Source organism: Paracoccus niistensis, assembly GCF_042432925.1.
Classification (GTDB): Bacteria; Pseudomonadota; Alphaproteobacteria; order Rhodobacterales; family Rhodobacteraceae; genus Paracoccus; species Paracoccus niistensis.
In genome coordinates this window covers 1-22,979 of the sequence record NZ_JBHLWE010000021.1, presented here as the reverse complement: position 1 = coordinate 22,979, position 22,979 = coordinate 1, and the positions used below count along the sequence as shown (strand labels likewise).

23 protein-coding genes and 1 tRNA gene are annotated in these 22,979 nt (G+C 66.5%); 10 read left to right on the top strand and 14 right to left on the bottom strand.

From position 1 onward, the window contains the following. Positions 1–22: 22 nt before the first annotated feature. The 8 genes from ACFFII_RS08045 to obgE form a co-directional block, all read right to left on the bottom strand. Entirely contained in the window at positions 23–1,105 is a 1,083-nt protein-coding gene (locus ACFFII_RS08045) for an ABC transporter substrate-binding protein (RefSeq protein WP_377698376.1), read from the bottom strand. A gap of 28 nt (positions 1,106–1,133) precedes the next feature. Next, positions 1,134–2,234 carry an ABC transporter ATP-binding protein gene (locus ACFFII_RS08040; RefSeq protein WP_377698375.1) on the bottom strand — a complete coding sequence of 367 codons (1,101 nt, stop codon included), beginning with the start codon at positions 2,232–2,234 and terminating at the stop codon, positions 1,134–1,136. A 203-nt stretch (positions 2,235–2,437) separates the two neighbouring features. Then, positions 2,438–2,524: transfer RNA gene (locus ACFFII_RS08035), tRNA-Leu, on the bottom strand. Positions 2,525–2,573: 49 nt separating this feature from the next. Next, entirely contained in the window at positions 2,574–6,296 is a 3,723-nt protein-coding gene (gene metH, locus ACFFII_RS08030; protein ID WP_377698374.1) for a methionine synthase, read from the bottom strand. A gap of 91 nt (positions 6,297–6,387) precedes the next feature. After that, positions 6,388–7,068: a Dph6-related ATP pyrophosphatase gene (locus ACFFII_RS08025; RefSeq protein WP_377698373.1), complete on the bottom strand. Its 681-nt coding sequence runs from the start codon at positions 7,066–7,068 to the stop codon at positions 6,388–6,390. Beyond that, positions 7,065–7,838, bottom strand: coding sequence for a cobalamin-binding protein (locus ACFFII_RS08020; RefSeq protein ID WP_377698372.1), 774 nt, complete (start codon positions 7,836–7,838; stop codon positions 7,065–7,067). Before ACFFII_RS08020 ends, ACFFII_RS08025 begins: the two co-directional genes overlap by 4 nt. 58 nt (positions 7,839–7,896) lie before the next feature. After that, positions 7,897–9,015 carry a glutamate 5-kinase gene (gene proB / locus ACFFII_RS08015; RefSeq protein ID WP_377698371.1) on the bottom strand — a complete coding sequence of 373 codons (1,119 nt, stop codon included), beginning with the start codon at positions 9,013–9,015 and terminating at the stop codon, positions 7,897–7,899. After that, positions 9,003–10,031 (bottom strand): GTPase ObgE, encoded by a 1,029-nt coding sequence (obgE, locus tag ACFFII_RS08010; protein ID WP_377698370.1) that lies wholly within the window; start codon positions 10,029–10,031, stop codon positions 9,003–9,005. Before obgE ends, proB begins: the two co-directional genes overlap by 13 nt. 168 nt (positions 10,032–10,199) lie before the next feature. Between obgE and ACFFII_RS08005 the strand changes: the two genes are divergently transcribed. The 7 genes from ACFFII_RS08005 (at position 10,200) to ACFFII_RS07975 (ending at position 17,403) form a co-directional block, all read left to right on the top strand. Further along, positions 10,200–11,612, top strand: a complete 1,413-nt coding sequence (locus ACFFII_RS08005; protein ID WP_377698369.1) for a protein adenylyltransferase SelO — start codon at positions 10,200–10,202, stop codon at positions 11,610–11,612. Between the two features lie 42 nt (positions 11,613–11,654). After that, on the top strand, positions 11,655–12,350 hold the full coding sequence (locus tag ACFFII_RS08000; protein WP_377698368.1) for an endonuclease/exonuclease/phosphatase family protein: 696 nt from the start codon (positions 11,655–11,657) through the stop codon (positions 12,348–12,350). A 94-nt stretch (positions 12,351–12,444) separates the two neighbouring features. Further along, positions 12,445–13,722: a phosphopyruvate hydratase gene (gene eno, locus ACFFII_RS07995; protein ID WP_377698367.1), complete on the top strand. Its 1,278-nt coding sequence runs from the start codon at positions 12,445–12,447 to the stop codon at positions 13,720–13,722. A 124-nt stretch (positions 13,723–13,846) separates the two neighbouring features. Then, complete coding sequence (locus ACFFII_RS07990) at positions 13,847–14,296, top strand: DUF983 domain-containing protein (RefSeq protein ID WP_245688799.1); 450 nt, start codon at positions 13,847–13,849, stop codon at positions 14,294–14,296. Next, positions 14,293–14,967: an NUDIX hydrolase gene (locus tag ACFFII_RS07985; protein ID WP_377698365.1), complete on the top strand. Its 675-nt coding sequence runs from the start codon at positions 14,293–14,295 to the stop codon at positions 14,965–14,967. The genes ACFFII_RS07990 and ACFFII_RS07985 overlap by 4 nt, the downstream gene beginning before the upstream one ends. A gap of 159 nt (positions 14,968–15,126) precedes the next feature. Continuing rightward, the gene (locus ACFFII_RS07980) at positions 15,127–16,332 is read left to right on the top strand and encodes a tyrosine-type recombinase/integrase (RefSeq protein ID WP_377698364.1); all 1,206 of its coding nucleotides are present in this window, start codon (positions 15,127–15,129) and stop codon (positions 16,330–16,332) included. A 429-nt stretch (positions 16,333–16,761) separates the two neighbouring features. Beyond that, positions 16,762–17,403 carry a CAP domain-containing protein gene (locus tag ACFFII_RS07975; protein WP_377698363.1) on the top strand — a complete coding sequence of 214 codons (642 nt, stop codon included), beginning with the start codon at positions 16,762–16,764 and terminating at the stop codon, positions 17,401–17,403. Positions 17,404–17,816: 413 nt separating this feature from the next. Here the strand turns inward: ACFFII_RS07975 and ACFFII_RS07970 are convergent, their stop codons facing one another. The 4 genes from ACFFII_RS07970 to ACFFII_RS07955 all read right to left on the bottom strand — a co-directional run bounded on the left by ACFFII_RS07970 (position 17,817) and on the right by ACFFII_RS07955 (position 20,027). Then, positions 17,817–17,972, bottom strand: a complete 156-nt coding sequence (locus ACFFII_RS07970) for a hypothetical protein (RefSeq protein ID WP_377698361.1) — start codon at positions 17,970–17,972, stop codon at positions 17,817–17,819. Continuing rightward, positions 17,959–18,786 (bottom strand): hypothetical protein, encoded by an 828-nt coding sequence (locus ACFFII_RS07965; protein WP_377698360.1) that lies wholly within the window; start codon positions 18,784–18,786, stop codon positions 17,959–17,961. The genes ACFFII_RS07970 and ACFFII_RS07965 overlap by 14 nt, the downstream gene beginning before the upstream one ends. A 73-nt stretch (positions 18,787–18,859) precedes the next feature. After that, positions 18,860–19,387 (bottom strand): hypothetical protein, encoded by a 528-nt coding sequence (locus ACFFII_RS07960; RefSeq protein WP_377698359.1) that lies wholly within the window; start codon positions 19,385–19,387, stop codon positions 18,860–18,862. A gap of 37 nt (positions 19,388–19,424) precedes the next feature. Continuing rightward, positions 19,425–20,027, bottom strand: a complete 603-nt coding sequence (locus ACFFII_RS07955) for a peptidoglycan recognition protein family protein (RefSeq protein ID WP_377698358.1) — start codon at positions 20,025–20,027, stop codon at positions 19,425–19,427. 789 nt (positions 20,028–20,816) lie between these two features. On the opposite strand from ACFFII_RS07955, the gene ACFFII_RS07950 reads away from it, so the two are divergent. Continuing rightward, positions 20,817–20,945, top strand: a complete 129-nt coding sequence (locus ACFFII_RS07950) for a hypothetical protein (protein ID WP_377698357.1) — start codon at positions 20,817–20,819, stop codon at positions 20,943–20,945. A gap of 74 nt (positions 20,946–21,019) precedes the next feature. On the opposite strand, the gene ACFFII_RS07945 is transcribed toward ACFFII_RS07950, so the two are convergent. Both ACFFII_RS07945 and ACFFII_RS07940 read right to left on the bottom strand, forming a co-directional pair. Then, the gene (locus ACFFII_RS07945; RefSeq protein WP_377698356.1) at positions 21,020–21,505 is read right to left on the bottom strand and encodes a hypothetical protein; all 486 of its coding nucleotides are present in this window, start codon (positions 21,503–21,505) and stop codon (positions 21,020–21,022) included. Beyond that, entirely contained in the window at positions 21,505–21,801 is a 297-nt protein-coding gene (locus ACFFII_RS07940; protein WP_377698355.1) for a hypothetical protein, read from the bottom strand. Before ACFFII_RS07940 ends, ACFFII_RS07945 begins: the two co-directional genes overlap by 1 nt. Positions 21,802–22,163: 362 nt before the next feature. Between ACFFII_RS07940 and ACFFII_RS07935 the strand changes: the two genes are divergently transcribed. Next, positions 22,164–22,424 (top strand): DUF1796 family putative cysteine peptidase, encoded by a 261-nt coding sequence (locus tag ACFFII_RS07935; protein WP_377698354.1) that lies wholly within the window; start codon positions 22,164–22,166, stop codon positions 22,422–22,424. A 74-nt stretch (positions 22,425–22,498) separates the two neighbouring features. After that, positions 22,499–22,979, top strand: a 481-nt coding sequence (locus tag ACFFII_RS07930; RefSeq protein WP_512700627.1) for an IS21 family transposase, incomplete at its 3' end; no start/stop codon positions are given.

Here is a 22,979-nt window from a genome sequence, read left to right as displayed (position 1 = left end):
CAAGGGCGGCGCCGCCGAAACGTCAGCCCGCCAGCCAGGCGTTGAAACGCTCGCTCAGTTCGCCGTCGTGATCGACCCAGAAGTCGAGGTTCGAGGCGATGCCCTGCTCGATGTTGCCGGGCGAGGTCGGCAGGTGCGGGCTCATCGGCACGTCCTTGCCCGCGACATTGCCGACCAGCGCGGCCGAGGACTTGCGCGGCGGGCCGTAGCTGATGTGCTCGGCGGCCTTGGCAAGCTGCTCGGGGCGGGTCGAGAACTCGATGTACTTCAGAGCGTTGTCCTTGTTGGGCGCGCCCTTGGGGATGACCCAGCCTTCCATCTCGTAGATCTGGCCGTTCCAGATAATGTTGAACGGCTTGTTCTCGCCGATGGCCGCGTTGAAGATCCGCCCGTTGAAGGCATAGGCCATCGTGACCTCGCCATCCGCCAGAAGCTGCGGCGGCTGGGCACCCGCTTCCCACCAGATCACGTCGTTCTTGATCGTGTCCAGCTTGGCAAAGGCGCGGTCCACACCCTCGGGCGTCGACAGCACGTCATAAACCTCGGCCGGGGCCACGCCGTCGGCCATCAGCGCCAGTTCCAGGTTGAACTTGGCGCCCTTGCGCATGGTGCGCTTGCCCGGGAACTTGGCGGTGTCGAAGAAGTCGGCGGGGCTTGCGGGCTTCGCCTCGGGGAACTTGCTGTCGTCATAGGCAAGGACCATCGAATAAACGTCGGTCGCCACGAAGCAGTCCGTGATCGCGCCCTCGATGAAGTCATCGGCGGCCGCGGTGCCATCGGCCGCCGCGCTCAGGACCGAAGGGTCGATCTGTTCCAGCGCGCCCTCGTCGCAGAGCCGCACGGCGTCCGCATATTCGACCGAGGCCACGTCGGCGGTGACGTTGCCCGCCTCGACCATCGCCTTGATCGGGGTCGCCGGGTTGTCGGCATCGGCCACGGTGATGCGGATGCCCGTCTCGGCCTCGAAGGGCGCGTTATAGGCGATGGCGTGGGACTGGCCATAAGCCCCGCCCCAGTCCAACACGTTCAGCACGCCCCCGCTCTGCGCCGAGGCCGCCGTCGCCAGAGCGGCGAATGCGGTGGTGGCGATAAGTAGTTTTTTCATTATATGGCCTCCCTTTGTTGTTGGTTGTTCAGACCGGATCGAGCGCCCGCGCATCCTGCGGGTTCCAGCCGATCCTGATGTGCTGTCCGGGTTCCAGCCGGGTCTGACCCAGCGTGTTGCGGAACTTCATGACAAAGTCGTCGCTGCCCGCGACCTTCATCCGCGCCCGCAGGATGTCGCCCATGTAGATGACATCGCGCACCTCGGCGTCGATGGTGTGGGTGCCGGCGGGCATCAGGTCGGGCTTGAACTCGACCCGTTCGGGGCGGATCGAGACAAGCGTCTGCTGCCCAACCTCGCGGATGTTCACGGCGGTGGCGTCGATCAGTTCGCCATTCGCCAGCCGGACCTCGGCGCGGGTGCCGTCCAGCTTCTCGATCCTGCCGGGCAGCTTGTTGTTTTCGCCGATGAAGCCCGCGACGAAGCTGTTTTCCGGCTTTTCATACAGCACCGCGGGCGGCGCGAGCTGCTGGATGCGCCCGTCGTTGAAGACGGCGATGCGGTCCGACATGGTCAGCGCCTCGCCCTGGTCATGGGTCACGTAGACGACCGTGATTCCAAGGTTGTCGTGCAGCGACTTGATTTCGTACTGCATATGCTCGCGCAGCTGCTTGTCCAGCGCGCCCAGCGGCTCGTCCATCAGCACCAGTTGCGGGTCGAAGACCAGCGCGCGGGCCAGCGCAATCCGCTGCTGCTGGCCGCCCGAAAGCTGCGCGGGCCGCCGGTTGCGGAAGCGGCCCATCTGCACCATGTCCAGCGCCCGCATGATGCGGGATTCGCGCTCGGCCTTGCTCATGCCGCGCACTTCCAGCGGGAAGGCCAGGTTCTCGCCCACGGTCATGTGCGGAAACAGCGCATAGTTCTGGAACACCATGCCGATGCCCCGCTTGTGCGGCGGCACGTCGTTGATGTTGCGCCCGGCCAGCCGGATCTCGCCGTGGGTGGCGGTCTCGAAACCCGCCAGCATCATCAGGCAGGTGGTCTTGCCCGAACCCGAGGGCCCCAGCATGGTCAGGAACTCGCCCTTGCCAATCGAGAGGTTCAGATCCTTCACGACAAGAGTCTGACCATCATAGCTTTTCTGCACGTGGTCGAAGACGACGAATCCGTCGTTGCCGGTCGGGGTCAAGGCATCTGCTCCCTGTCTTCCTGTTCTTTGTTGCGTCACTCTATCCAGCGGGAACGCAAACCTGCAACGTCATATTGCGGCAGGTTCCCGGCGGCGGGCGAGGCTGGGCAAGAATCGGGCGGATGCGGCGGCAGGCTGCCGGAAGGGCGCGCAGACCTCGGGCGCGCAAAAGAAAAAGGCGCCCCGTGGGGCGCCCTTGTCATTGGTGCGGTCGAAAAGACTCGAACTTTCACTCCGGTTAAGGAACAGCGACCTCAACGCTGCGCGTCTACCAATTCCGCCACGACCGCATTCCGTGGTGCGCGTGACATAGCCGTGCCCGCGACGTTTGAAAAGGGGTCATTCGGCGGCGATCACCCTGCCCGGCACATAATTCAGCACAGGGGCGAGCCAGCGTTCGGCCTCGGCCACGGTCATGCCCTTTCGGGCCGCGTAATCCGCGACCTGATCGGCCTCGACCTTGGCCACGCCGAAGTAATACGCCTCGGGATGCGCAAGGTAGAGACCCGAGACGGACGATCCCGGCCACATCGCCATCGACTCGGTCAGTTCGACCCCCGTGGCGGCAGTTGCATCCAGCAGGCAGAACAGGGTTTCCTTTTCCGTATGGTCCGGCTGGGCGGGATAGCCGGGCGCGGGGCGGATGCCGCGATAGGGTTCCGCGATCAGTTCCTCGGGCGAGAAACCTTCGTCCGCCGCATAGCCCCAGAAATCGCGCCGCACCCGCTCGTGGACCATCTCGGCCAGGGCCTCGGCAAAGCGGTCGGCCAGCGCCTGCAGCAGGATCGCCGAGAAATCGTCATGCGCGTCCTTGAAGGCCTGCACGCGGGCGGATTCGTCCCCTGCCGTCACCACGAAGCCGCCGACCCAGTCGGGCTTGCCCTCGGGCGCGACGAAATCGGCCAGCGCCACATTCGGACGCCCATCGCGCTTGGTCACCTGCTGGCGCAGCGTGTGGAAGGTCGCAAGCTGTGCCGCCCGGTCCTCGTCCGTGAACAGGCGGATATCATCGCCGCTGCGGTTCGCGGGCCAGAAGCCGATGACCGCCCGGGGCGACAGCCAGCCTTCGTCGATGATCTGCTTCAGCATCGCCTGTGCGTCGGCGAACAGGGCGCGGGCCGCTTCTCCCTGCGCGGGGTCGTCCAGCAGCTTCGGGTAAACGCCCTTCATCTCCCAGGTCTGGAAGAAGGGCGTCCAGTCGATGTAGCGCGCGATCTCGCCCAGGTCCCAATCGGCCAGCACCTTCGTGCCGGTGAACTGCGGACGCGGCGCCTGATAGGCCGACCATTCCAGCTTGACCGCATTGGCGCGGGCATCCTCGATCGACAGCCGGGCGCGGTCGGAGTCGCTGCGGTTGTAGCGGGCGGCGACCTCCTGATACTCGCGGCGGACCTCGTCGATATAGGTGACCTTGTCGTCCGACAGAAGGTTCGACACCACGCCGACCGCGCGGCTCGCGTCGGTGACATAGACCGTCTGGCCCTTGTGATAGCGGGGGTTGATCTTGACCGCCGTATGCACGCGGCTGGTCGTCGCGCCGCCGATCATCAGGGGGATGTCGAAGCCCTCGCGCTCCATCTCGGATGCCACATGGACCATCTCGTCCAAGCTGGGCGTGATGAGCCCGGACAGCCCGATGATGTCCACCTTCTCGGCCCTGGCGGTTTCCAGGATCTTCTGCGCCGGGACCATCACGCCCAGGTCGATGATCTCGTAGTTGTTGCAGGCGAGGACCACGCCGACGATGTTCTTGCCGATGTCGTGGACGTCGCCCTTCACGGTCGCCATCAGGACCTTGCCGGCGGAACTCGAGGCACCGTCCGCCTTTTCCGCCTCCATGTAGGGCAGCAGGTGGGCCACGGCATGCTTCATCACGCGGGCCGATTTCACCACCTGCGGCAGGAACATCTTGCCCGCGCCGAACAGGTCGCCGACGACGTTCATGCCCGCCATCAGCGGACCCTCGATAACGTGCAGCGGCCGGGCGGCGGCGAGCCGCGCCTCCTCGGTGTCGGTCTCGATGAACTCGGTGATGCCGTTGACCAGCGCGTGTTCCAGCCGCTTGTCCACCGGCCATTCGCGCCAGCTCAGGTCCTTCTCGCGCGCCTTGGCGCCACCCTCGCCCTTGAAGCGCTGTGCCAGGTCCAGCAGCCGTTCGGTCGCGTTCGGGCGGCGGTTCAGGACCACGTCCTCGCAGGCTTCCCGCAGTTCGGAGTCGATCTGGTCATATACGGCAAGCTGCCCTGCGTTCACGATCCCCATGTCCATGCCGGCCTGGATCGCGTGATACAGGAAGACGGCGTGCATCGCCTCGCGCACGGGCTCGTTGCCGCGGAAGCTGAAGGACAGGTTCGACACGCCACCCGAGACATGGACATGCGGCAACTGCTGCCGGATGCGGCGCGTGGCGTTGATGAAATCGACGCCGTAGTTGTCATGCTCCTCGATCCCCGTCGCCACGGCGAAGATGTTGGGGTCGAAGATAATGTCCTCGGGCGGGAAGCCGACCTCGTTCACCAGCAGGTCATAAGCGCGGCTGCAGATTTCGACCTTGCGGTTCTCGGTGTCCGCCTGTCCCGTCTCATCGAAGGCCATGACGACCACGGCCGCGCCATAGCGGCGGCAGAGCCGGGCATGATGCAGGAAGGCCTCCTCGCCTTCCTTGAGGCTGATCGAGTTCACAATCGGCTTGCCCTGCACGCATTTCAGCCCGGCCTCGATCACCTCCCACTTGGACGAGTCGATCATCAGCGGCACGCGGGCGATATCCGGTTCGGCGGCGATCAGGTTCAGGAAGGCGGTCATGGCGGCGGCGGAGTCGATCAGCCCCTCGTCCATGTTCACGTCGATGATCTGGGCGCCGTTCTCGACCTGGTCGCGCGCCACGTCCAGCGCCGCCGGATAGTCGCCCGTCGTGATCAGCTTGCGGAAGCGGGCCGAGCCGGTGACGTTGGTGCGTTCCCCCACGTTCACGAAGGGAATCGCGTCGGTCTTGACGAAAGGCTCCAGCCCCGACAGCCGCAGTTGCGGCGCGACCTCGGGGATCGCGCGCGGAGCCTTGCCCGCCACCGCCTCGGCGATGGCGGCGATATGCTCGGGCGTGGACCCGCAGCAGCCGCCGACGATGTTGACCAGCCCCTCCTCGGCAAAGCCGCCGATCTGGGCGGCCATCAGCGCGGGCGTCTCGTCATAGGCGCCCATCTCGTTGGGCAGGCCCGCGTTCGGATAGGCGCAGATCAGCGTGTCCGCGACCTCGGACAGTTCCGCCAGATGCGGGCGCATCGCATCCGCGCCCAGCGCGCAGTTCAGACCCACCGTCAGCGGGCGCGCATGGCGGATCGAGTGCCAGAAGGCCGTCGGCGTCTGCCCCGACAGCGTCCGCCCCGACAGGTCGGTGATCGTGCCCGAGATCATCACGGGCAGGATCAGGCCGGTTTCCTCGAACACCTCCTCGGCGGCGAAGATCGCGGCCTTGGCGTTCAGGGTGTCGAAGATCGTCTCGATGAGGATCAGGTCGGCCCCGCCCGCGACCAGGCCTCGGATCTGCTCGGCATAGGCCACCCGCAACTGGTCGAAGGTGACGGCGCGGAAGCCCGGATTGTTGACGTCGGGGCTGAGCGAGGCCGTCCGGTTCGTCGGCCCCAGGGCCCCCGCGACCCAGCGCGGCCGACCGTCCTGCGCCGTCGCCCGGTCCAGCGCCCGCCGCACCAGCATGGCGCCGTCGCGGTTCAGGTCGAAGACACGGCCTTCCATCCCGTAATCGGCCTGCGCGATGGTGGTCGAGGAAAAGGTGTTTGTTTCGACAATATCGGCACCTGCCAGCGCATAGTGCAGGTGGATTTCCTCGATCGCCTCGGGTTGCGTCAGGTTCAGAAGGTCGTTGTTGCCCTTCTGCGGATGGTCCGAGTGGATATGGCAGCCGCAGCCCGAGCCGTGGCCGGTGAAGTCATCCTCGGACAGCCCAAGCTGCTGGATCTGCGTTCCCATCGCCCCGTCGAGGATCAGAATGCGCTGCCGGGCAGCGGCACGGATGGCGTCGAAGACAGGGGAAAGCTTGGGCATGACAGACCTCGGGCAATTATCCCGCTGCTATACCGCAAGGAACAAGAAAAGGAAAATTCATGTCATGCAGGCAGGACATGAGCCCTGTTCATCATTGCCGCGATGAAGGCAGCAGGTCGAAGTCCGTATAGACGAAGCCGCTGCGCTCCACCGTCTCCCTTCGGCGCAGATCCAGCGGCGCGGCGAAGCCGGGGCCATTCGCCACCACCGTGTGGAACTCGCCGCGCTCTCCGCAAGGATCAACGCCGGGCGGCAGCTGGTCGAGGAAAGCCCGGTCGTAACGGCTTCCGCAAAGTTCTCCCGGCAAAAGCCGGGGGTCCAGCGTCGCGATCCGCGCGTCAAGGCCGAGGTCCAGCATCTCCTGCGCCAGCAGCCGGGTGTCCGCGCCCCAAAGGGGGAAATGCCCGGACAAGCCCTGCGCTGCCAGATTGGCCTCGCGATACTGGCGGATGTCTTCAAGAAACAGGTCGCCGAAGATCCAGTCGCGGATGCCCTGCTCCTTCAGCCGCAGCGACGCCGCGCCGATCCGCGCCTCGTAGTCCGCGTTCGAGCAGGAGGCGGGCAGATCGACCTCGATCAGCGGCAGGCCGAGCGCCCTTGCCTGCGCACGTGCGACCGCGCGGCGCGTGCCGTGGATGGCGACGCGGCTTGCCGTCTCGTTGAAGGTTGACAGCAGCGCCACGACATCCAGCGCGCCCTCCTGCCGTGCGCGATGCAGCGCAAGGGTGCAGTCCTTGCCCGAACTCCAGGACATCACCGCCGGCCGGGTCATGCCAGCGCCGCGCAGATGGCGTCCAGCCCCTCGGTCAGGGCGGCGGGGCCGGGCTGCAGGATCAGCGAGGACTTGATCTCGACGATCCGCCCATCCCGCACGGCCGGGATGGCGTCCCAGCCGGGCCGTGCCGCGATCTTCTCGGGGCGCACCTTCTTGCCGCACCAGGACGCGAGGATCACGTCCGGCGCCGCCGCGATCACCTGATCCGAGGTGAGTATCCGGTCCCGCGCCGACTTCATGCGGGCGAGTTCGGGAAAGGCCTCGCGCCCGCCCGCGATCTCGATCAGCTCAGACACCCACTGGAGACCCGAGATCATCGGCTCGTCCCATTCTTCGAAATAGACCGTAGGGCGCGGCCCGGTCGCCCGTGCGGCAATCTGGGCCAGTCTCGCCTCATAGCCCGCCGCCAGCGCCTCGGCGCGTTCGGCCGCGCCCACGGTCGCGCCCAGATGGCGGATCATCGCCAGGATGCCCGCGATGTCGCGCTGGTTATAGGCCATGACGGTCACGCCCAGGCGGATCAGTTCGGCCACGATAGGCGCCTGAAGGTCCGAGAAGGTCAGCACCAAATCCGGTTCCAGCGCCAGGATCTTGGGGATGTCGGCCGAAGTGAAGGCCGCGACCCGCGGCTTTTCGCGCCGCACCTGCGGCGGGCGCACGGCATAACCCGAGACGCCGACGATCCTCTGGTCCTCGCCCAGCAGATATAGCGTTTCGACCGTTTCCTCGGTCAGGCAGACGATGCGTTCAGGGGGAAAGCGACGCATGGTCGATGCCTTTCAGGAGGAAAGTGAGGTTGCGCCTTGACCTGGCGCACTGCCGGCCTCAGCGGTTCACCGCCATGTCGTCGCGGTGGACCAGCGCGGCGCGGACCTGCTCGCCCAGGATCGCCGCGATCTCGTCGCTGCGCTTGCCCGCGATCCGCACGGCGTCGGTGGAATCGTAGCGCGCCAGCCCCTGCGCCAGCGCCGCGCCGGATGGCCCTCGGATCACCACCGGGTCGCCTCGGTGGAAGACGCCCGTGACCTGCCGCACGCCCGCCGGCAGCAGCGACCGCCCATCGGCCAGCGCGCGCGCCGCGCCCTCGTCCACGGTCAGCTCGCCCCTGGGCTTCATCGCCGCGATCCAGCGCTTGCGCGAAGCCTGCGGGTCGCCCTCGGGCAAAAACCACGTCACCCGCGCGCCATCCGCCACCGCCGACAGGGGCCGCAGGACCGAGCCTTCGGCGATCGCCATGGCGCAGCCGCCGGAAACGGCCGTGCGGGCGGCCATCAGCTTGGTCTTCATGCCGCCCTTGGACAGCCCCGAGATGGGATCGCCGCCCATCGCCTCGATCTCGGGCGTCAGCGCCTCGACAACGGGCAGGTGGCGGGCCGAGGGGTCGGTCTTGGGGTTCGCCGTATAAAGCCCGTCCACGTCCGACAGCAGCAGCAGTTGGTCCGCCCCGCAGGTCACGGCGATCTGCGCCGCCAGCCGGTCGTTGTCGCCATAGCGGATCTCGTCGGTGGCCACGGTATCGTTCTCATTCACGATAGGCACGACGCCGAGCCCCAGCAGCGTTTCCATCGTCGCGCGGCTGTTGAGATAGCGGCGGCGGTTCTCGGTATCCTCCAGCGTCACGAGGATCTGCGCCGTGGTCACGCCATGCGGCGCCAGCATCTCCTCATAGGCGCGCGCCAGCCGGATCTGCCCTACGGCGGCGGCCGCCTGGCTCTGCTCCAGCGTCAGCGCGCCCGAAGGAAGCCCCAGCACCCGCCGACCCAGCGCGATGGAGCCCGACGACACCAGCACCACATCGGCGCCGCGCTGCCGCCACAGCGCCACGTCCTCGCACAAGCCCCGCAGCCAGTCCGCGCGCAAGCCCTCGGCCCCGACCAGCAGCGCGCTGCCGATCTTGACCACCAGCCGCCGCGCACCCGCGATCTGTGGCGTCACGGCTGCCATGTGGAGGTCTTTTCCACCTTCGGCTTCCGCGTGGGCTCGATCTTCTGCCACAGCGTCCGCAGAACCTCGGTCAGCCCCTCGCGCGAAACGCCGGACATGGACATGACCGGCCCGCCGACCTCTTCCTGCAAGGCGGCAAGCCGCTCGGCGCGGGTGTCCTCGTCCAAGGCGTCGATCTTGTTCAGGACCGTGATGCGCGGCTTCTCGGCCAGCACCGGGGAATAGGCCTCAAGCTCGGTCAGAATGGTGCGGGCGTCCGCCGCCACGTCCTCGGAGGTGCCATCCACCAGGTGCAGCAGCACGTTCGAGCGTTCGACATGCCCCAGGAACTGGTCGCCCAAGCCCTTGCCCTCGCTCGCGCCCTCGATCAGCCCCGGAATGTCGGCCATCACGAACTCATGCCCGTCGATGCCGACGACGCCGAGGTTCGGGACCAGCGTGGTAAAGGGATAATCCGCGATCTTGGGCCGGGCGTTCGACACGGCCGCCAGGAAGGTGGACTTGCCCGCATTCGGCAGACCGACCAGCCCCGCGTCGGCGATCAGCTTCAGCCGCAGCCACAGGGTGCGCTCGATCCCCGGCTGACCGGGGTTGGCGTGCCGCGGCGCGCGGTTGGTCGAGGTCTTGAAGTGCAGGTTCCCGAAGCCGCCGTTGCCGCCACGGGCCAGCAGCACGCGCTGCCCCGGCTCGGTCAGGTCCGCGATCACCGTCTCCTGATCCTCGTCCAGGATCTCGGTCCCGACTGGCACGCGCAGGACGATGTCGTCGCCGCTCGCGCCCGTGCGCTGCGCGCCCATGCCGTGCTGGCCGGACTTGGCGAAGAAATGCTGCTGGTAGCGGAAGTCGATCAGGGTGTTCAGCCCCTCGACCGCCTCGGCCCAGACGTCGCCGCCGCGCCCGCCGTCGCCGCCATCGGGTCCGCCGTATTCGATGAACTTCTCGCGCCGGAAGGACACGGCACCGGCCCCGCCGCCGCCCGAGCGGATATAGACCTTGGCAAGATCGAGAAACTTCATGGGCGTGGTCTCCGGCTGTTGCGCATGGGGATACGCGCCCCGTCCTCGCCACGCAAGGCAAAGGCCGCCGGGCTTCTTCTTCGCCAAATATCCCGGGGTGAGGGCCGCAGGCCCGAGGGGCAGCGCCCCTCTCTTACAATCGTCGCGACGCACACCCAAATCGACGGCATGACCCAGCCCATCGCCTTCGACAATTCCTATGCCCGCCTCGGCCCCGGCTTCTACACCCGGACGCCGCCCACGCCGGTCGCCAAGCCAGGCCTGATCGCCGTCAACGACGGCCTGGCCCAGCGGCTCGGGATCGACCCCGACTGGCTGCGCAGCCCCGAGGGGCTGGCGATGATCTCCGGGAACAAGCCCCCGGAAGGGGCAGAGCCCATTGCCCAAGCCTATGCGGGCCACCAGTTCGGCGGCCTTTCCCCCCAACTGGGCGACGGCCGGGCCGTCCTGCTGGGCGAGGTCGTGCCTCCCGATGGCGCACGCTTCGACATCCAGCTCAAGGGCTCGGGGCCCACGCCCTTCTCGCGCCGGGGCGATGGACGCGCCTGGCTGGGTCCGGTCCTGCGCGAATATGCCGTCAGCGAGTTCATGCATGCGGCGGGCATTCCCACCACGCGGGCGCTGGCAGCCGTCACAACCGGAGAGGTCGTCTGGCGCGAGTCCCCCCTGCCCGGCGCCGTCCTGACCCGCGTGGCCTCGAGCCACATCCGCGTCGGCACCTTCGAGTTCTTCGCCATCCGGGGTGACGTGGACCGCCTGCGGGCGCTGGCCGACCACGTCATCGCGCGCCACTATCCGCAGGCGTCCTCGCCGATGGAGCTGCTGGCCGGCGTCGTCGCCCGACAGGCGGAAACGATTGCGCAATGGATGGCGCTGGGCTTCATCCACGGCGTGATGAACACCGACAACATGGCGGTGTCGGGCGAGACCATCGACTACGGTCCCTGCGCCTTCATGGACGCCTATCACCCGGATACGGTGTTCTCCTCGATCGACCGGCACGGGCGTTATGCCTGGTCGCAGCAGCCGCAGGTTGCCGTCTGGAACCTCGCGCAACTGGCCTCCTGCCTTTTGCCGCTGATGCCCGATCCCGAAGGCGCGGTGCCCGAGGCCACCCGGATCGTCCACGGCTTTCCCGTGACCTACCAGGCCGCCTGGCTGAAACGCTTCGGCGCCAAGCTGGGCCTTCCCGAGGCGGGCCCCGAGGACCAGCCCCTGATCGAGCGCCTGCTGACCATGATGGCCCAGCAGGAGGCCGACTTCACCCGCACCTTCCGCGGCCTTGTCACCGGGAAAGCGGCGGCCGAGTTCGCCGACCCCGCGCCCTTCATGGAGTGGCAGCGGGACTGGCAGGCGCGCGGCCCTGACCTTGCGCTGACGGCGGGTGCGAACCCCGCGCGCATTCCGCGCAACCACCGCATCCAGCAGGCCATCGACGCGGGCGTGCAGGGCGATTTCGCGCCTTTCCACCGCTTGGTCGAGGCGGTCACGCATCCCTTCGAGGACCGCGCCGACTGGACGGACCTCGCGGCCTCGCCCGAGCAGGGCGAGGAAGTGCGCGTGACCTATTGCGGCACCTGACGGGCTGTTCGACAAGGCGGCACCCGTCCCCGCTCGGATCCCATGATGCGCCTGCGCCTCGCCAGCTACAATCTCCACAAGTGCCGCGGCACCTTCGGCCCCTACGCCCCCGAACAGAACCTTGCGGTCATCGCGGGGCTGGGCGCCGACATCGTGGCCCTGCAGGAGGTGGACTTCCGCATGGGCCTGCGCCCCGAGGCCCTGCCCCGCGACATGATCGAGGCGGCGACGGGGCTGGTGCCGGTGGACCACCGCCGCACCTCGGGCCAGTCACTGGGGTGGCACGGGCAGACCATCCTGCTGCGCCCGGACCTGGCCGCCATGGCCCGGTCGCTGCCCCTGGCGCTGCCGGGCGTGGAACCGCGCGGCGCGGTCATGATGCACCTGCCGGGGCTGACGGTGATCGCCGTCCACCTCGGCCTGATGCGCTCGTCCCGCCGTGCGCAACTGGCCCGCCTTGCGGCCAAGGCGGGGCGCCGGGGCGGCGATGCTGTCGTGCTGACGGGCGATTTCAACGAATGGCGGGGCGAACACGGGCTCGAGGCGCTGACCGACCTCGACGTGATCGCGCCGGGCCGCAGCTGGCCTGCGCTTTCGCCGCGGCTGCGTTATGACCGCATCGCCGTCACGCCCTCGATCAAGGTGCTGGATTGCGGCGTCTTCGACACGCCGCTGGCGCGCAAGGCTTCGGACCACCTGCCGATCTGGGCCGACCTGCTGATCCGCGACACCGAATAGGGGCTGGTTGCGCAAACAGCGCGGCTGCGCCTTCCGCCGCGCGGATGCAGCGGCTAGAAGGCGGCCGAACCCTTTCATCACGAGGTCCGGCCCCATGACCGCCATCATCGACATCTTCGCGCGCGAAATCCTCGACAGCCGCGGCAACCCGACCGTCGAGGTCGATGTGACGCTCGAAGACGGCACGATGGGCCGCGCCGCTGTTCCTTCGGGGGCCTCGACCGGCGCGCATGAGGCGGTCGAAAAGCGCGACGGCGACAAGTCGCGCTATCTGGGCAAAGGCGTGCTGGAGGCCGTGGCCTCGGTCAACGGCGAGCTTTCCGAGGCCCTGATCGGCGAGGACGCGACCGAGCAGCGCGCCATCGACATGATGATGATCGAGCTGGACGGCACTCCCAACAAGGGCCGCCTGGGCGCGAACGCGATCCTGGGCGTCAGCCTCGCCGTGGCCAAGGCTGCCGCCGAGGCGACCTCGCAGCCGCTTTACCGCTATGTCGGTGGGACGGGCGCGCGCATCCTGCCTGTGCCGATGATGAACATCATCAACGGGGGCGAGCACGCCGACAACCCGATCGACATCCAGGAATTCATGATCATGCCGGTGTCGGCGGAGAACATCCGCGAAGCCGTCCGCATGGGCTCGGAAGTCTTCCACACGCTGAAGAAGGAACTGTCGGCCGCGGGTCTTGCCACCGGCGTCGGCGACGAGGGTGGCTTTGCGCCCAACCTGTCGTCTACCCGCGACGCGCTGGACTTCATCCTGCGCTCGATCGAGAAGGCGGGCTACAAGCCCGGCGACGACATCATGCTGGCGCTCGACTGCGCCTCGACCGAATACTTCAAGAACGGCCGCTACGAGATGGTCGGCGAAGGCAAGTCCTTCACCTCGGCCGAGAACGTGGATTACCTTGCCGCGCTTTGCGCCGACTACCCGATCCTCTCGATCGAGGACGGCTGCGCCGAGGACGACTGGGACGGCTGGCGCCTGCTGACGGAAAAGCTGGGCGGCTCGGTCCAGCTGGTCGGGGACGACCTGTTTGTCACGAACCCCGCGCGGCTGGCCGAAGGGATCGCCAAGTGCTGCGGCAACTCGCTGCTGGTCAAGGTGAATCAGATCGGCACGCTGTCGGAAACGCTGGACGCGGTGATGATGGCTGATCGCGCGGGCTATACTTCGGTCATGTCGCACCGCTCGGGCGAGACCGAGGATGCGACCATCGCCGACCTCGCCGTCGCCACCAACTGCGGCCAGATCAAGACGGGCTCGCTCGCCCGGTCCGACCGGCTGGCGAAGTACAACCAGCTCATCCGCATCGAGGAGATGCTGGGCGCAACCGCCGAATACGCCGGCCGCTCGATCCTGCGCGGCTGAACCCGCCCCTGCTCCGGGGGCCATCGTCCCCCGGAGCTTCCGCCCCTGCCGAAGAAGCCCACCTGCCACCCGTTATTTGCAAGTCCGAAGTGGTGGCACAGCCTGCCCGAAGTGCCTATCTTCCATGAAACGCAAGCAGGACAGGTTGATCGGCATGGCGCATCCGCAAGAGGCAAGGACCGCAGACCCCGAGCGGATGCTGGGATTGGCAATGCGCCGCGGCGCGATGGGCCGCTGCCCGAACTGTGGCGAGGCGCGGCTGTTCACCGGATACCTCAAGGTCAAGGACCACTGCCCGAACTGTGGCGAGGCGCTGCACCATCAGCGCGCCGACGACGGGCCGGCCTATGTCACGATCCTCATCGTCTCGCATGTCGCCGCCGCCGTGATGCTGTCGGTCTATACGATCTATCGCCCCTCCTCCGAAGTGATGATCGCGATCTTCCTGGGCGGCTCGCTGCTGGCCTCGCTGATCCTGTTGCCGATCATCAAGGGCGCCTTCGTCGGGCTGCAATGGGCCAAGCGGATGCACGGCTTCGGCCACGGGGGCGAGGATCGCCCGAACGAGCCGTGACCGCAGGCCCCGCGCCTGTGCCGGACGACCGACCTGTGCCTTCCGCCGACCGCATCCGCCATGCGGCGACGGTGGTCCTGATCGACCGCGACCGGGCGGATGGTCCTTCGGTCCTGATGGGGATGCGGGGCGCAGGGGCAGCTTTCATGCCGTCGAAATACGTCTTTCCCGGCGGCGCGGTGGACGCCGAGGATGACGCGCCCTGCCCCGAGGCCCTGTCGGAGGCCTGCCGCGCCCGGCTGTCCGCCGAGCCGCTGGCGGGCGCAACCGTCAGCCCGGACGCTCTTGCCCGCGCGGCCCTGCGCGAGATGGTCGAGGAAACCGGACTGACGCTGGCCCCTTCGGCCGACGACCCGCTGCTGTTCGTCTTCCGCGCGATCACGCCCCCGGGCCGACCCCGCCGCTTTGACGCGCGCTTCTTCCTGATCGACGCGCGCAACATCGTGGGCGACCGCGACGATTTCTCGGGCGCCTGCGACGAGCTGAGCCACCTGCACTGGGTGCCGTTGTCCGAGGCACGCGCCCTGGATCTGCCCTTCATCACCGAGGTCGTGCTTGCCGAGATCGAGGCGCTGGTCCGCGCCGCCGGGGACGGCCCGCTGCACGCGCCCGAAACGGTGCCCTTCTTCGACAACCGGGGACCGGAACCCCGCTTCGTTCAGCTTTCCTGAGCGGCAGTCCGGTTTCAGGGCGTCAAGTGTTGTCCCAATCAGGGACGAAAACCCTAGCGTTTACAGGGCGTATTGTCCCATATCGTCCCATGCCGCCCGGCTGCATCGCCCCTCACCTTGGGGGACTGGCTGGCGGGCCGAGGTGAGCGAGGAACCCACATGAAAAACAAGCTGACAAGCATCGGCATCAAGAAGGCACCGGGCGGAGTCCACCGGGACGGCGACGGGCTGCAGCTGGAGAAGGCAGGCGACGGCGGGAAATGGGTCTACCGCTACAGCCACCTCGGCAAGCGTCGGGAGATGGGCCTCGGATCTTGGCCCACCGTCGGCCTCGCTGACGCGCGCCGGATGCGCGACGAATGGAAGGGCGAGCTGGCAGCCGGGCGCGATCCCATCACGGTCCGCAAGGCCCAGCGCGCCGTGGAAGTTGCGGCGCGGGATCGGAGCGATCCGACCTTCGCCGCGGCGCTAGAACTCGTCTTCGATGCGCGCAAGGCCTCTCTGCGCGGAGACGGCACGCGCGGAAAATGGATGAGCCAGCTGACGCACCACGTCCTGCCGAGCATCGGACACATCCGCATCAAGGACCTCACACGCCACGACATCGTAGAGGCCCTCAAGCCAATCTGGCACAAGATGCCACCTACCGCCGAGAAGGCCTACGTCCGGCTCCACCTGGTGCTGAAAGAGGCGCAGCTCATGGGCTACGACTGCAACCCGCTGGAAGCTGTCGCGGCCAGCAGGATACTCGGCGATGTCCGATACAAGCCGACGCCCTTCGAGGCGACTCCTTGGCAGAAGATCCCTGACCTCTATGCGAAGCTCGGCAACCTTGTGACCGAGAACTGCCTGCGCTGGATGATCCTGACCTGTGTCCGCGCGCACGGCTGCGTCGGTGCCCGTTTCGACGAGATCGACGGCGACGTCTGGACGGTGCCAGCCGAGCGCATCAAGGCGGCAGAAGGGAAAGCCGAGCCTTTCCGGGTGCCGCTTTCCAGTGAGGCGCTGCGCGTCCTCGAGCGCCTGCGAATGACCGACAGCCCCTTCCTGTTCAGCCAGGACGGCAGGAAGCCAATCGCTCACAACAGCCCCGCAACCAGGCTGACCAACCTCAAGGAAGCGGGCAGGCCACATGGCTTCCGAGCCAGCTTCAGGACGTGGGTGCAGGATACAGAAGCCTGCAGCTGGGAGGTGTCCGAGATGGTCCTCGGCCATGCGGTCGGGAACAAGGTCGAGCGGGCCTATGCCCGGTCCGATCTTCTCGACCGGCGCCGCATCGTCATGGAGGCTTGGGCGCGCCATGTAACCGGCGAGGCGGCGACGACGTCCAACGTGGTCAGCATCACAAAGGGAGCAGCAGGATGAAGCGGCGTCACATGGCGACGGCTATCTCTGACGCGTGGGCGGGAGCCGGGACGACTGTCGACGCCTTGCACCCGAGGGCATGTCCCGCACCGCGATCCCGACCCGCACCGCCTTTTGCGATCCGCCTCTGGGACCAACCAGACGGGGGCGACCGAAGTCACCCCCTCACACTGGTAAAACGCCAAGGTGGCGAACTGGTTAACGAAGGCTCGTCTACCGTCCTTGTGAGTCAGCCGAAAGTTGTAGAAAAAGGCAGTCCGGAATGATGGAACCAAATGCGGGCTGCGAAAAGTAGATCAGCGCGGGCGGGCTGACGAGAAAGGCCCCGCGCAAGTGCGCCGGGGCCTAGTGCTCGAGAGGCTAGTTTTTGGTTATCGCTCTCCCCTACACGCATAAGACGAGCTTGGCGAGTGAATTGTTCAAATCAAGATGCCCGCTGTGCCGAGCATTTATGTTGCGCGTGGTGCAACCTTAACTTGTGTGAAGGCATCCGTTATACGGCCGGAGATTTCATCGCAGGAGACTTTCACGATGCTTCCCGTGACAGGCGTACGACTCTATCCGGTTCTCGTGATCCTGCTTGGAACCGCCGCGTGCACTGCCCCACCCGCCGGCGAGAATGCGAGTGCCCATGATGTGCAAGCATCTGCTCCTGGTGCTGCCCAGTGCGCCAGCCCTCATCCTGCTGAGCAGGCGGCTGGCGTTCAAGCGACGAACGCGGCTCGCGCTTCTGCCGGTCTGGCGCCGGTCCGGGCCAACGCCACGCTGGCACGCGCAGCCGCAGCCCATGCCTGTGACATGGCTCAACGCGGACGCATGACGCACACGGGCACTTCCACCTCAGGCCCGGCGCAGCGCATCAAGAGTCTGGGCTATGCGCCAAGTGTCACCGCAGAGAATATCGCGGCTGGTCCTTATAACGCTGAGCAGGCTCTGGCAGCCTGGAATGCATCGAGCGGGCATCTGAGCAACATTCTTGTTCCTCAGCTGCGAGATGTCGGCATCGGTCACGCGATCGGATCGGACGGCCGGACAGTGTACTGGGCGGCGGTCTACGCTGCTCCACGCTGAAGGCAGAGCGGCTTATGATCGGCGATCCGCCTCATGGCTTTCGCCTGAACAAAAGGACATATTCTCCGAGAGCGAGCGCGGGACTACCCTGAAGGCATGTAAGAGGTAGTTCCAATGTTTCGATTTCCCCTGTGTGCCGTGGTTTCCGCGATTTTCCTCTCTGCCTGCGCTCATGATCCCAATCCGTGCGCCTACGGTTGCATCAGCACTATGGTTGAGTGGGAAGAGGGTTACGGACCTGCATCTGCAAAGTAGGCCTAGGGGGCATTCTCTCTGCAGTTAAGAAGGCCAGCCAAAGTGCGTAACCAAATTGGCTGGCCTGACCACAGCGAATCACGTGTGAAAACCCGCTACAGCTGAGAAAACGTTACTCGCCTATAAGGCGAGCCGTCAAGCGATGAGCATCAAGGCGGTCAAGAAGTCGGGCTCTCCCGTAACGCGAGGCCGATCCGCACCATCAGATCCAGCATCTGCTCGCGGGAGATGACCAGCACCGCCTTGCCGTCCACCGTCACGGTCACCGCCTCGGCCGTAATCCCGATGCAGGCAACCGGCTCACGCTGGCACATGGCACCGCCATCCGTTCGGCCAGACCGGCCCCGGCTCGAAGGCCATGTCGAGCCATGGCATCCAGGTCGCGCAGGCCAGCGGCACGCCCGAGGCGGCGATCTCCTCGAGGACATGATCCCACCACTCGGCACGTGACCGGATGTGTGGGAATCGCCCCTCGCAGCCCGCGTGCCCATCGTGCCAGGACGTCTCGGTCAGCCCGATCCGGTGATCCGGGTAACAATCGGCCGCGCAGCGCAGGACATCCCGCAGCGCGGCAGCGGCATGGGCCGCGTGATAGTTGCAGCCCACCACCTCGATCGATGGCCCGAAGAGCCGCACCAGCTCGTCGGTCGTGCGCCAGACCTCGGGACCGCAGTGATGCACCGGGTCGCAGGTCCACCACTGCGCATAGGGGTTCGCCGATCCGGCGGCGTCCATCATCTCGACCGCCATGCGCAGGGCATGGTCGGCCGTCCAGCCGCTGACCGCCTGCCCCACCGACGGCTCGTTGACGGCGATGAAGCGGTCGAGCGGCCCTGCCCCTTCAACGGCCGCAACGGCGTGGCGCACCGGATCGCGCGGCTGGTCCCAGTGGGTCAGGGACCAGCAGATGACTGCCCCCGGCGTGGCCCGCCTTGCGGCAGACCGCCGCGCTGCTACGTCGAAACGCTCAGGCAGCACATCCCGGAAGCCGACTGCGCCCTGGTCCAGCGCGGCGCGGTAGTTGGCCGTCATGTCGGTCTCGGGCGTGTGGCGCGTCTGGGTGACGGTGCAGTGCCTGTTCCAGTGCAGCCACGCGCCCTCAAAGCCTGCGAACAGGGGCACCCTCATAGCGGCCACAGGCCCCAGGCAGCGCCGGCCTTGAGACCGGCGGCCCACCATGCGCAGGCGATCACGAACGGGTTCACGCCGGCACCTTCGGAGCGCGCCAGCCGTCCCTCTCGGGATCGTCTTCGACGGCTTCGCCGATCAGGATGCCGCCTTGCAGCTGCAGGCCGAACCGCGCGGCCAATGCCTTCAGCACGGCATCGCCCTCGGCTGTAGCGCGCTCAAGGCCATAGTGCGCCATTGCTTCGGGCACGGACTTCCGCCCGTGTTCGCGCAGCTCGTTCAGGAGATCGCGCCCGATCGCGGCCGCATCTGCCACCGTGGGCCATCGGCCCGCCGCGATCAGCTCGGCCACCTTGGACATGATGGCGGAATGCAGGTCGCGCTGACGCTTGCTGTCGATCCATGCCGCTATGAAGGGCGGCAGCAACGCCACGACGCTGCGGATGGCGAAGGACAGGAAGATGCCGACGCCGGCCAGCACGGTCGCGATCACCTGGGGGAGGAACTGCGCCCAAGCTTCGGCGGCGGTCTCCGGCGGCGGCAGAGGCTCTTGAGCCACCGCGACTGTCAGCATGGGGGCGAAGAACAGCATCGCCAGCATCACCAGAACGGCGATGGTTTGGAAACGAAGGGTCATCTTATGCCTCCTTGGGGGCTTCGAGGGCGGCCACGCGGGCCTTGAGCGCGGCCACATCGGCCGCCAGGTCTTCGAGAGTGGTTTCGTCATCGGGGGCGACCGGTACCCGCGGCACCGGCGTCAGCTCGGCCAGCACGCGAGCCCGGAGCATGTCGCCGACCGTTACTGGCGCGCCCGGTCCGGACATGCCGGGCAGCCAGGTCACGTCCCATTTCCCGCGCTGGGTGATGCCGAGCGTCGGCTGCACCTCGGCATGGGTCAGGACCGTCTTGCGGGACACCGGGATGTCGTACTGGCGGCACAGCTCGGCGCAGAGCGCCGCCATGGCATCCACCTGCGCCGGGGTGATGGGATACCGCCCCGCGCTGAAGGGCCGCTCCACGGCACCCGCCATGGCCGCGAAGGCGACGCCGATCGACCCGGTGTTGCAGTTCAGCGTGTGCGCGGCATAGCGGCCGCTCGCCAGCGGGCCGCGGTTGGCCTCGGGCGGGTGGATCCCGGCGTGCACGTCGCCATCATTATCGACGATGTAGTGATAGTGCTGGCGGTCGAGCGCGCTGACGGCATGCCCGCCCGCCGACCAGTGGATGATGATCCGCTGCATGGTGTCCTCACACGAAAAAGCCCCGCACGAGGGCGGGGCGGTGGATCGGATGATTGATCTGGCTCAAGGCAACTGTCGGTCCCTGCTGCTAATGGGCGGGAGCCTTGCGCCTCTTAAAAGTGTAATTCTTCATGAGAACAGATCTTACTAATTCGGCCAACGATGGACCAAACCAGTCTTCGTCAAGCCCGAAACTACCCCAACAACAGACCGAGCAGCTTACCGAACTGCTGCGGGAAATAATCACTGAGCGTGTCCGTGGTGAATTTGACGACAAGACAGTGTCGGACCACGCGCAGGACATTGCGCGGCGCACCCTCGCCCTTATCGGCACCCTAGTACTGGACCAGTATTGCAGGGCACGGCCGGTCGGCTCGGAAACCGATAGCGCTTCCTCTGCTTAGGGCCCGGATCATGCCCTAGCCGAAGATGGGTGGGGCGTGGACTGAAGTCTCCTCGCTCTAGCGCTATGTATTCCTTCTGGGCAGAGGTCGCGCCCGATACCGCACTGCCTGGTTCAGCCCGGCGAGGATGCGGCAAGCGCTGGATCGAACAGCTCGCAGCAGTAGGGCCCGAACCAGCCGCGGCTGCCCCACGCCGTCGGCACCACGAAGCGGGTGCAGGCGCGCCAAGGTCCGGCGGGGCGAGAGTTGATCGATAGTCAGGGACTAGGGCTGTTGCATCTCTGCACCACGACAGAAGCAACAGTTACGAGGAGTGGAATTTTCCCTGCGAGTCTCTACAAGCAGAACGCGACTTCGAGACAAGCAATATACGGCAGGGTTGAAGATGATCCGGACCATCACAGTGGGCAGCTGCATCTCCATTCAGGGCAAGTTCGAGCGTGACCTAGGCAATGGCCGGATCATTGTCCGCGTTGGCGAGAAGACCTACGCCGGGACGCCGGTCACGCCCTGACCACAGGGCAGTACCCGCCCAAAGCGGCACCTCAGGGTAAGGCTCTGCATCGCTTGAGGTATCCGAGAATTAGGTCAGCGGCGGTGGTCGGCGCCCGTGCTCGGGTCGAACAGCTCGCTGCAGTAGGGCCCGAACGAGCCGCGGCTGCCCCATTCGGTCAGCACGACGAAGCGGGTGCAGGCGCGCCAAGGCGCCTTGGGGATGCGGCAGGCGTGGTCGAAGAAGGCCTCGGCCGACCAGGTGCGGACCGCGCGACCTTCCCAGCCATCCTCCCGGTGCGATCCGCAGAGCCGCGCGCCCTCTCTGTCCTCGATCCAGATCAGCCGCTCGCCAGAGACGGGTGAGTGCGCCTCGACGATGTCATGGATCAGCAGCGCGGGCCCTTCATAGGCGGGTCGCTCGATCCCCAGGGCCGCGCTGATCCACGGCCGTTCGCGGATGTGCCGGTCCCACACGCCCGGTCCCCAGAAGGCTACGGCAAGCGCCAAGAGGAGCCAGAAGCTGTCCCGCGCGGTCCATCGCTGCAGGGTGGCGCGCAGGTGGATCAGGTCGTCGCGCATCATTTGCCTCCTCCGCCACCCAGGCGGCGCAAGATGATCTCGCGGATGACCGCCCGGTCAGCCACGATCGAGGTCAGGACATCGAGCCCGAGATAGCCGAGCGCGGTCAGCAGGACGGCCGCGATCGCCTCGCTGCCGCCGGCCCACTGCGCGGCGGCCGGGGCGAGCGAGAAGCCCAAGCCGCCGGAGATGCCGGCCTCGGCCATGCGCATCCACAGGTGCTTGCTCTCGCTCTTGCGGAACACGTAGAGGGCGGCCGCAACCAGCCCGACCCAGAACTCGGGCGGTCGATCCATGAGATAGCTCCGTTGAAAGTCAGCCGCGGCCCTCTTCCGGGCTACTTGGAGTTGTGATATTCGCCGGGCGGTCGCCCAACTTGCTGGACGGGTGATCTGACCGGACGGGTAGTCGTGACATCCGTCCGGTCGCTTCGACCCTTCTTGATTCACCCACCCACAGACCGTCGACGCCGCCAGATGATTGCCGCCATGTCAGGCTGCGTCAGGTGATGAGGTCAGAAAGTCGTAGATGGCACTGGTTGCGGTAGCGAAGGCTGGCGCCTTGACACCAAGCCGCCAGCCAGAAAAATAGCCGGATTGCTCAGCGTTTGAGGCTGCGGCCTCCAGCGCAAAATGAGATAACAGCGCGGGGATGCGGGATGGGAAACGGATTGGAGCCTAAGGTTGAATTTTACTCAATCGGAGAAAACTGCTTAGGTCACGATGTTCTCAAGCGGCATGGCGTTGATGTCCAAGTGACGCCCTTCTCTCACGGCCGTTCCAACATAGACTTCATATCGCAGCTCGTAGACACCGGTTTTCAGGAAATGCTCGAACCTGAGTTCCTGAAATATGAAATCATCTACAACAAGAGGGTTGCTGTTGATTTCCACTTGGAACTGACCCGGGTTGGCGCCTGATTTCCACTGAGATTTGACCCATGTGACCCTTCCCCCGAGCGCGGTGAGCGATGGGGGGCATCGGAGTGATCCACATGGGACTTTTGAACGTCATCCGCCGCATGGCCTTGCGAGAGAAGCTGCCGATCCGCGAGATCGCGCGTCGAACCGGGCTGTCACGCAACACGATCAGGAAGTATCTGAAGGCGGGCACGATCGAGCCGAGGTTCTCGGTGCCGGAGCGGCCCAGCAAGCTCGACCCGTTCGCCGACAAACTGGCAGCCTGGCTGAAGACCGAGACCTCGAAGTCGCGCAAGCAGCGGCGCCCCCTGACGCAGCTACATGCCGATCTGGTCGCACTGGGGTTTACCGGCTCCTACAACCGGGTTGCTGCCTTCGCCCGTGAATGGCGCGCAGAACGGCAGCGAGAGCAGCAGATAACGGGACGCGGCACTTTCGTTCCTCTGACCTTCCGCCCGGGTGAAGCTTTCCAGTTCGACTGGAGTGAGGACTATGCCGTGATCGGCGGCGAGCGCACCAAGCTGCAGGTCGCCCACATCAAGCTGGCACACAGCC